This is a genomic window from Candidatus Zixiibacteriota bacterium (assembly GCA_040753495.1).
Classification (GTDB): Bacteria; Zixibacteria; MSB-5A5; order GN15; family PGXB01; genus DYGG01.
Genome location: JBFMEF010000096.1, coordinates 1 through 7,693 on the forward strand (window position 1 = coordinate 1; position 7,693 = coordinate 7,693).

The following is a 7,693-nucleotide window of genomic DNA, read 5'->3' on the forward strand; positions in this document are numbered from 1 at the left end:
CTGGCACGGGACTTGATTAAAGTCTTGACGATAGACCCGTACTATAGGTAAAAAGACCATGTTTGAATTTGTAACATACAGCGCCGCAAAACTCGAGACCTTCTTCTTAATCTCCTTCAGAGCCGCCGGTCTCTTTCTGGGGGCGCCGATAATCGGGCATCGCATCATACCTCGCATGGTCAAGGCCGGACTGGCGATAATGCTGGCGATAATTCTAATTCCGGCGGTCGGCAAGACCCCGATAGAGCCGGTCAGCTCGGTCTGGCTTCTGGCGGTGCTGGCGGCAAAAGAGATGCTGGTCGGTTTTCTTATCGGCTTTTTCTTTGCGCTTCTCTTCATGGCGGTTCAGATGGCCGGCGGTCTGGTCGGCTACCAGATTGGACTCTCCCTGGTCAATGTTCTGGACCCGGAGATGGGAACGGAAGTCCCGCTTATTGGAGAGTTCTGGTTTTTTGTGGCGGCCCTGATATTCCTGGCGATTGACGGACATCACGCCATAATTTCGGCGCTTTCCGACAGCTATAAGATAGTTCCCGTGGGGACTTTCGATTTTTCAGGAAGCGCCCTGGATTTCATTATCCGGTTTTCCGCCTACTCCTTTGTGATGGCTATCAAGATCGGCGCGCCGGTGATAATTACCCTTTTCCTAACTGAGGTTGCGCTGGGGGTGGTGGCGCGGACAGTCCCGCAGATGAATATCTTCATTGTCGGTCTGCCGCTGAAAATAGGCGTCGGGATTCTGGTGATAGCGACCGCGCTTCCGGTCTTCCGCTTTGTCATCGAACGCTCAGTGGAATTTCTCAACAGCGAAGTACACCGGCTCTTACATGGCTTAGGAACCGCATCTTAGACAGATATGGCAGAAGAGCAATTCCAGGAACGAACTGAACAGGCAACTCCCCGACGACGGGAGAAAGCCCGCGAAGAGGGAAAAGTAGCCCGCTCGCTGGAGCTCAATTCGGCCGTCATCCTCTGCCTGGGCTCAGCCGCCATCTATTTTCTGGGACCGCTTCTGATTCGTCAATTGCAACAGTTCATGATTTTCATTTTCCGTGAAGCTCCCACTATGAGCGCCGATTATGATTCTCTTCTGGCGCTTCTTTCAACCAGGATTCTCACCTTCTTCTATCTGCTGGGACCGATTCTGGTGATTCTGGTGGTGGTGGCATATGGTATCAATGTGATGCAGGTCGGTTTTCTGGTCACCGGCAAACCGCTTGAGCCAAAACCGGAAAAGTTAAATATCGCCAATGGCATCAAGAGGCTTTTTTCGGGCCGGTCTCTGATGGAACTGATTCGGGATACCGTCAAGTTAATCGTCATCGGCTTTGTCGGCTACAAAGCGATTTCATCCCAGATGGACACCTTCTATCTTCTTGCCGACAATTCCGTCACTGTCTTCGCCGGGGCGATGGGGACGATGGCTCTCAAAACGACCCTTCAAATCGGCGCCGTCATGCTGATTCTCGGGATACTCGATTATGCCTATCAAAAATATGATTATGAAAAATCAATCCGGATGAGCCGTCAGGAAATCAAAGATGAATACAAAGACACGGAGGGCTCGCCGCAGATAAAATCGCGGATACGGCAGATTCAGCGCGAGATGTCGCGCAAGCGGATGATGCAGGATGTGCCGAAAGCGGATGTGGTCGTGACCAACCCGACCCATATCGCGGTAGCGCTCAAATACAATCCCGATGAAATGGACGCCCCCATGGTGGTCGCCAAAGGGGAGCGACTGATTGCCCAAAAGATAAAAGAACTCGCCCGCGAAGCGAATGTGCCTGTGGTCGAAAATCCCCCCCTGGCTCGGGCGCTCTTCAGTATGTGCGAAGTCGGTTCCTTTGTGCCGGCGAAATTGTACCGGGCGGTGGCCGAAGTGCTTGCTTATGTCTATCGCCTTAAAGGGGCTGAGGTTTGACCATGGATTTTGAAAATAAGACTCTCTTCGGCAAAATCGCCAATCGCTCCGATATAATTCTGGCCGTCGCCGTTATCGCCATTATCGGGGTGCTGGTAATTCCTATCCCGGCGGCGTTGCTCGATTTTGCCCTGGCTTTCAATATCGCCTTCTCGCTGGTTATCTTGCTTTCGACTCTCTATATCACCCGTCCGCTGGACCTTTCGGTTTTCCCGGGAATGCTCTTAATAGTAACTTTGATGCGCCTGGCGCTCAATGTGGCATCGACTCGCCTGATTCTTGGCAGCGGTTACGCCGGCGAAGTTATCAATTCCTTCGGAAACTTCGTAGTCCGCGGAAATTATGTTGTCGGATTCATTATCTTTATAATTCTCGTCATCATCCAGTTTGTGGTTATCACCAAAGGCGCCGGAAGAATCTCCGAAGTAGCCGCGCGCTTCACATTAGATGCTATGCCGGGCAAACAGATGGCGATTGATGCCGACCTGAATGCCGGCATTATCAACGACTCCGAGGCGAAACGTCGCCGCGAAGATATAGCCCGCGAGGCCGACTTCTATGGCGCTATGGATGGCGCCTCCAAGTTTGTCCGCGGCGACGCTATCGCCGGTATCCTGATTACTTTCATTAATGTCGTCGGCGGTTTCATCATCGGCATCGCCTTGCAGGGGATGGAAGTATCCGAAGCGCTCCGCACCTACACCCTGCTTTCAGTCGGCGATGGCCTGGTCACGCAGATTCCGGCTCTGATAGTCTCCACGGCGGCCGGTATCATTGTTACGAGGGCGGCTTCGACTTCCAATATGGGCAGCGACCTGACCACCCAACTGGTCAAACAGCCGCGGGCGATTATGATTGCGGCGGCGATGCTGGTAATTTTTGGCATTGTCCCCGGAATGCCGACCCTGCCCTTTATTCTGCTCGGGCTGGTGGTCGGCGCTGTCGGTTATGTGACCAATGAAGGATTGAAAAAGAAGAAACAGGAACAGGATAAAACTGAAGCGGAAAAGAAGCATGCGGCGCCGCCGGAGCGGACCGAAGACCTGTTGAAGGTCGATTCGCTGGAAGTCGAAATCGGCTACGGGTTGATTCCGCTGGTCGATGCCAACCAGGGAGGCGACCTTCTCGACCGTGTATCCACCATACGCCGCCAGATGGCGCAGGAACTGGGGATCATTGTGCCGCCAATACGAATTCGGGACAATGTCCAGCTGCAGCCGAATCAGTACCGAATAAAGATTAAAGGAATCAGTGTCGCCACCTATGAACTGATGCTGGACCATGTTCTGGCAATTAATCCCGGATTTGTGCAGGAAGAGCTGGATGGCTTCCGCACCAATGAACCGGCTTTTGGACTGGCGGCCTCATGGATTATCCCCAACCTGCGCGAATATGCCGATTCCAAAGGTTACACCACGGTGGAGCCGTCGGCTGTGCTGGCGACTCATCTGACCGAAGTGATTAAGACTTACGCCGGCGAACTTCTCAGTCGCCAGGATGTCGCTCACCTGGTGGAGACGGTCAAAGAGGATTACCCCTCGCTGGTAAATGATGTCATTCCGAATGTGGTGCCATTCTCGGCGGTGCAGAAAGTTCTGCAGGCGCTTCTTTCCGAGAGAATTCCGGTCCGGAACCTGGCGACCATCATTGAAACCATCTCCGATTATTACACCGTGACCAAAGAGCCGGATGTCTTGGCCGAGTATGTCCGGATGGCGCTGAAACGCCAGATAACCGACCTCTACAAGGACAAAGATAATAAGATATATCTCTTCACCATCGACCCGGCAATCGAGCAGATGCTCACCGATGCGGTTCAAAACAGCAAGCAGGGCTTGATGCTGGTGATATCGCCGTCCGACTCACAAAGGCTTCTTAATGCCATCGGCAAGCAAATCGACAATATCACCGCCGCCGGACATCTGCCAATCTGCCTTAGTTCTCCCAATATCCGTCTGGCGCTGAAACGTCTTACGGATGGCTCTTATCCGGGGCTGGTGGTGCTCTCGTACAACGAAATCAGTAACAATGTGGAAGTCATTTCCACCGGAACAGTGAGATTCGGCGATGATAATTAAGTCATATTCGGCTCCCGGCGTCGCCCATGCTCTCAAAATGATAAAAGAAGAGCTCGGCAATGACGCCATCATACTGCGGACACGTCACTGTCCGCCGGAGGAAACGGCGCTGACAGGGCATCGCGTGGAAGTCACCGCCTGTGTTGATGAGAAATCGGCAGCGAAGAGAACAGCGCCGGCAAAGGAAAGCCCGGCGGCTCAGAATTCTGCTTCGGAAAGTATTAAGAAAGATACCGACACCGCGATGCTGCCGGAACTTCCCGAGCCGCTTGAATTCGCCAGCAAACTGGATAAGAAAATCGACCTGATTATCAAGTCGAACCGGGCCGGGATGATTCCCTCCGAAATACCGCCGGCCTTCAAACCGCTCTATCTCAACCTGCTCGACTCCGATTTGCCGGAAGAGATAGCCCGCCAGATTATCGATGACATCGCTAAAAAAGAGGTTGCGGAAGACAAAATCACCGGCGCAGCTCTGGAGATGATGACGTCTTTGATGAATTCCATCATCTGTCCTCCGCTGGAAATCAGAGCCGGGATGAAAATTGTTTTTGCCGGACCGTCAGGCGCGGGGAAGACCGCGGCATTAGCCAAAATGGCGGCCCGTTTGGCGACCAAAGAAAACCAGAAAGTTACATTGGCATCACTGGACAACCTGAAGGTGTCATCGTACGAAGAGATTGGCGGCTACGCCGACATTCTGGGATTGCCACTCGACCTGACCGGCGTGCCGGAGAGTAATCATACCGATGATACCGTGTTGCTGATTGACACCCCCTCCTTCCGCTGTCATGATAAGAAGATTTCGACACTGATAAAGCGGCTGGAAAAACTGAATCCCGATATACTCTTCCTGGTCTTTTCCGTCTGCACCCGCACTTCCGATTTGGTGGATGCGGTCGGCTTATTCGATTATTTGAAACCGACACATCTCCTGGCAAGCCATCTTGATGAGACCGGTCGCTGGGGCGGCATCATTACTCTCAACCAGTACCTGGAAAGACCGCTGGCATTGATCTCCCGCACCCCTGCCGGTAGCGGTCTTTTGGAGCGACCGCACGCGGCATTGCTGGCGCGGCGGCTTCTCAATCTGGAGGATAATCAGAATGACCATTAATCGTCTCGAAAGAATTGATAGCATATCTGCGCCGCGCAAGACAGCTCCCTTCGTCATTTCCATTCTTTCCGGCAAAGGGGGAGCAGGGAAATCGGTCATCGCTTTCAATCTGGCGTCCGAACTGGCGCGCCGTCAATTTCGCACCGTTATACTGGATGCCGATTGGCATTTCGGCAATCAGCATATTCTGGCAAATGTCGCGCCACAGGCGACTCTGTATGATTTGATTTATCCGGAAAAAAGCCGGACGACCAAGATTGCCCCGGTCAATGAATATCTGGGGATGGCGGCAACGGCATCCTTGAGCGAGGCGGCGGATTCTTTCCCTGAAGCCGATTTCGCCCGTCTGCTATCGAATTTACGGCGTTTGTTTGCCTCTTATGATTTCCTGGTGCTTGATACCGCTTCCGGAATAGTGGAGCTGGTGGCGCTGGCGGCGTCGGCTTCGGACCTCAATCTCATCGTCATTAATCCGGAACTGACCGCCATAGCCGATGGATATGGTCTGTTCAAGTACATTTTGAAAGCCAATCGCCAATTGACTGTGCATATTTTGAACAACCGCGTGAAGAACGCCGGGGAAGCGCAGTATATCTATCAGAAATTTTCTTATTTGACAGAGCGGTTCTTGAGACGGGTCGCTCATGACGCCGGATATCTTCTTGAGGATGCGCGCGTTGGCGAGTCGATAGGGGCGCAGAAGCCGCTTTTCCAATTGGATGAAGATTCAGCGGCGGGGCAGGGTATTCAAAATCTGGCGAAGCTGGTTCTTCGCGAGAGCGGAAATTTCCCGCAAGGGGCGGCCCATGATGACAAAGAAAAGATAAATTCCCACATAGAAGCAGCCGATATAAAGGAATAGCATTCAAATGATTAGCACACGCAAAAGTCGAGGCAAACGGGAGGAGAAAAATTCGGGAAAGACCCGGCGGGTGTCGGTCTATCGTGCCCCGAAAGAGACCATGCCGCCGCGGAAGCCGGCCGAGCTATCTATCGATTGGATTCGATATCAGCGCGACGGCAATCCCGAAATACGGGCGCGACTGCTCAAGCAGTATCTTCCGCTGGTGCGAAACGTGGCCGGCCGGATGGCTATCGGTTTCCCCCGTTCGGTAGAACTTGCCGACCTGATTAACACCGGCGTTATCGGCCTGGTGGAGGCATTTCGGAATTTCGACCCGACCCGGGGAGTGAAGTTTGAGACCTTTGCCGTGCCGCGCATCCGGGGAGCAATCCTGGACGAACTGCGCGCTCTCGACTGGGTGCCGCGCTCGACGCGCGCCCGTTCTCGCGAAATCGAACGAGCCTTATTAGAGTTGGAGAATGATTTTGGTCGGCCGCCGACCGAAGCAGAACTGGCTATGAAACTCAAATGCTCCGTGGAGGAATTAATGCACGCCATCGGCGATGTCAGTGGTTCATCACTACTCTCTCTCGATGAGACGATTTATCGTGAAGACGACAACCGTCAGGTCCCCCGCATCGAAACCATAAGCGATGAAGCCAAAGCAACCGCTCTGGGCGATATGGAAAAAGGGGAACTGCGGGCATTTCTGGTCACTGCTATTGACCGTCTCACGGAACAGGAAAAACTGGTAATCGCTCTGTACTATTTCGAGGAATTGACTCTCAAAGAAATCGGGGAAGTAATGTCGATCTCCGAATCCCGGGTTTCGCAGATACACACCAAGGCGGTCATCAAATTGCGCGGCATGATTCGGGAGAAATTTGCCTTGAGCGGCTAAAGAGGAAGGCGGATATGATTCGTCCCGTGGAACTTTCGGACAATCTCTCCAAAACGGAAGTGGCCGGAAAAATCAACCAGATACAGAAGGCGCACTCCGAGATGGAGCAGCGGCAGGTGGCGGCGGCCATCAAAGAAAAAGCGACGGTTGATGCCGAACGAACACACGAGACCGAAAAGAGCGACCTGATAATCATCAGTAAAGATAAACAGAAACAGGAAGAGAAAAATAAGGAAAAGAAGAAGGATGACCAGCGGAAGGACGAAGAAAATGAGCCGGGTCCACCGCCGGAACATCTGGATTTGAAAGCCTGAAGAAAGGAATAATGAAAATGGGATTTTCACCTTTGCAACTTCTGGATATAGGATTGAACTTTGCCGGATTCCTGACCGCGGGGATACTGACCTTTTATGTCTATCACTGGATTTCAACCAGCCGTCAGGGTCGCGCCGCCGGGAGAAGCAACGCCGCGGCGGCTTCAGCGGCTGATGTCGTCAGCGCGGCAACGCCCGGACGCCCGGAAAGAAAGATGCCGGAAGCGCAATTTGTCCGGCTGGTTGACACTGATTCTCTGAATAGCTCCGATACGCCCGGCGCGCTGCGCGGCGAATATCGGGTGCGGGACCGTAAAGAAATACTGGAGCAGGCGCGCGAAATGCTGGCTCAGAAGAAACGAAGTGCCACGGTGCAGAAGGTTCTTCCGGTCACCGAGGCTGAGATTACCCTGATCAAGCAGAGCCAGAAACTTCAAGGGAAAGCGAGGATGAGATAATGGGGACGGAATCACCCTTTTTCATGACCAAGGTGGAATGTCCCATCTGTAAGACGG

At 53.1% G+C, this 7,693-nt stretch carries 8 protein-coding genes; all 8 read left to right on the forward strand.

Annotated features, from left to right (window positions below):
* Window positions 1-58: 58 nt before the first annotated feature.
* Genes fliR through AB1690_06360 form a run of 8 tightly spaced genes read left to right on the forward strand, consistent with a single transcriptional unit; the run spans window position 59 to window position 7,636 of the window.
* Window positions 59-850, forward strand: coding sequence for a flagellar biosynthetic protein FliR (gene fliR, locus AB1690_06325; GenBank protein ID MEW6014921.1), 792 nt, complete (start codon window positions 59-61; stop codon window positions 848-850).
* 6 nt (window positions 851-856) lie between these two features.
* Entirely contained in the window at window positions 857-1,924 is a 1,068-nt protein-coding gene (gene flhB / locus AB1690_06330) for a flagellar biosynthesis protein FlhB (GenBank protein MEW6014922.1), read from the forward strand.
* 2 nt (window positions 1,925-1,926) lie between these two features.
* Entirely contained in the window at window positions 1,927-4,002 is a 2,076-nt protein-coding gene (gene flhA, locus AB1690_06335; GenBank protein MEW6014923.1) for a flagellar biosynthesis protein FlhA, read from the forward strand.
* Entirely contained in the window at window positions 3,992-5,119 is a 1,128-nt protein-coding gene (locus tag AB1690_06340) for a hypothetical protein (protein MEW6014924.1), read from the forward strand. Before flhA ends, AB1690_06340 begins: the two co-directional genes overlap by 11 nt.
* The gene (locus AB1690_06345) at window positions 5,109-5,981 is read left to right on the forward strand and encodes an AAA family ATPase (GenBank protein ID MEW6014925.1); all 873 of its coding nucleotides are present in this window, start codon (window positions 5,109-5,111) and stop codon (window positions 5,979-5,981) included. Before AB1690_06340 ends, AB1690_06345 begins: the two co-directional genes overlap by 11 nt.
* Before the next feature lie 7 nt (window positions 5,982-5,988).
* Window positions 5,989-6,864 carry a FliA/WhiG family RNA polymerase sigma factor gene (locus AB1690_06350; protein ID MEW6014926.1) on the forward strand — a complete coding sequence of 292 codons (876 nt, stop codon included), beginning with the start codon at window positions 5,989-5,991 and terminating at the stop codon, window positions 6,862-6,864.
* A gap of 14 nt (window positions 6,865-6,878) precedes the next feature.
* The gene (locus tag AB1690_06355) at window positions 6,879-7,178 is read left to right on the forward strand and encodes a hypothetical protein (GenBank protein MEW6014927.1); all 300 of its coding nucleotides are present in this window, start codon (window positions 6,879-6,881) and stop codon (window positions 7,176-7,178) included.
* Between the two features lie 11 nt (window positions 7,179-7,189).
* On the forward strand, window positions 7,190-7,636 hold the full coding sequence (locus AB1690_06360; protein MEW6014928.1) for a hypothetical protein: 447 nt from the start codon (window positions 7,190-7,192) through the stop codon (window positions 7,634-7,636).
* The last annotated feature ends 57 nt before the right edge of the window (window positions 7,637-7,693 follow it).

Coding starts and splice junctions, on each gene's coding strand:
- fliR (MEW6014921.1), top strand. CDS start 59: ATGTTTGAATTTGTAACATACAGCGCCGCAAAACTCGAGACCTTCTTC.
- flhB (MEW6014922.1), top strand. CDS start 857: ATGGCAGAAGAGCAATTCCAGGAACGAACTGAACAGGCAACTCCCCGA.
- flhA (MEW6014923.1), top strand. CDS start 1,927: ATGGATTTTGAAAATAAGACTCTCTTCGGCAAAATCGCCAATCGCTCC.
- AB1690_06340 (MEW6014924.1), top strand. CDS start 3,992: ATGATAATTAAGTCATATTCGGCTCCCGGCGTCGCCCATGCTCTCAAA.
- AB1690_06345 (MEW6014925.1), top strand. CDS start 5,109: ATGACCATTAATCGTCTCGAAAGAATTGATAGCATATCTGCGCCGCGC.
- AB1690_06350 (MEW6014926.1), top strand. CDS start 5,989: ATGATTAGCACACGCAAAAGTCGAGGCAAACGGGAGGAGAAAAATTCG.
- AB1690_06355 (MEW6014927.1), top strand. CDS start 6,879: ATGATTCGTCCCGTGGAACTTTCGGACAATCTCTCCAAAACGGAAGTG.
- AB1690_06360 (MEW6014928.1), top strand. CDS start 7,190: ATGAAAATGGGATTTTCACCTTTGCAACTTCTGGATATAGGATTGAAC.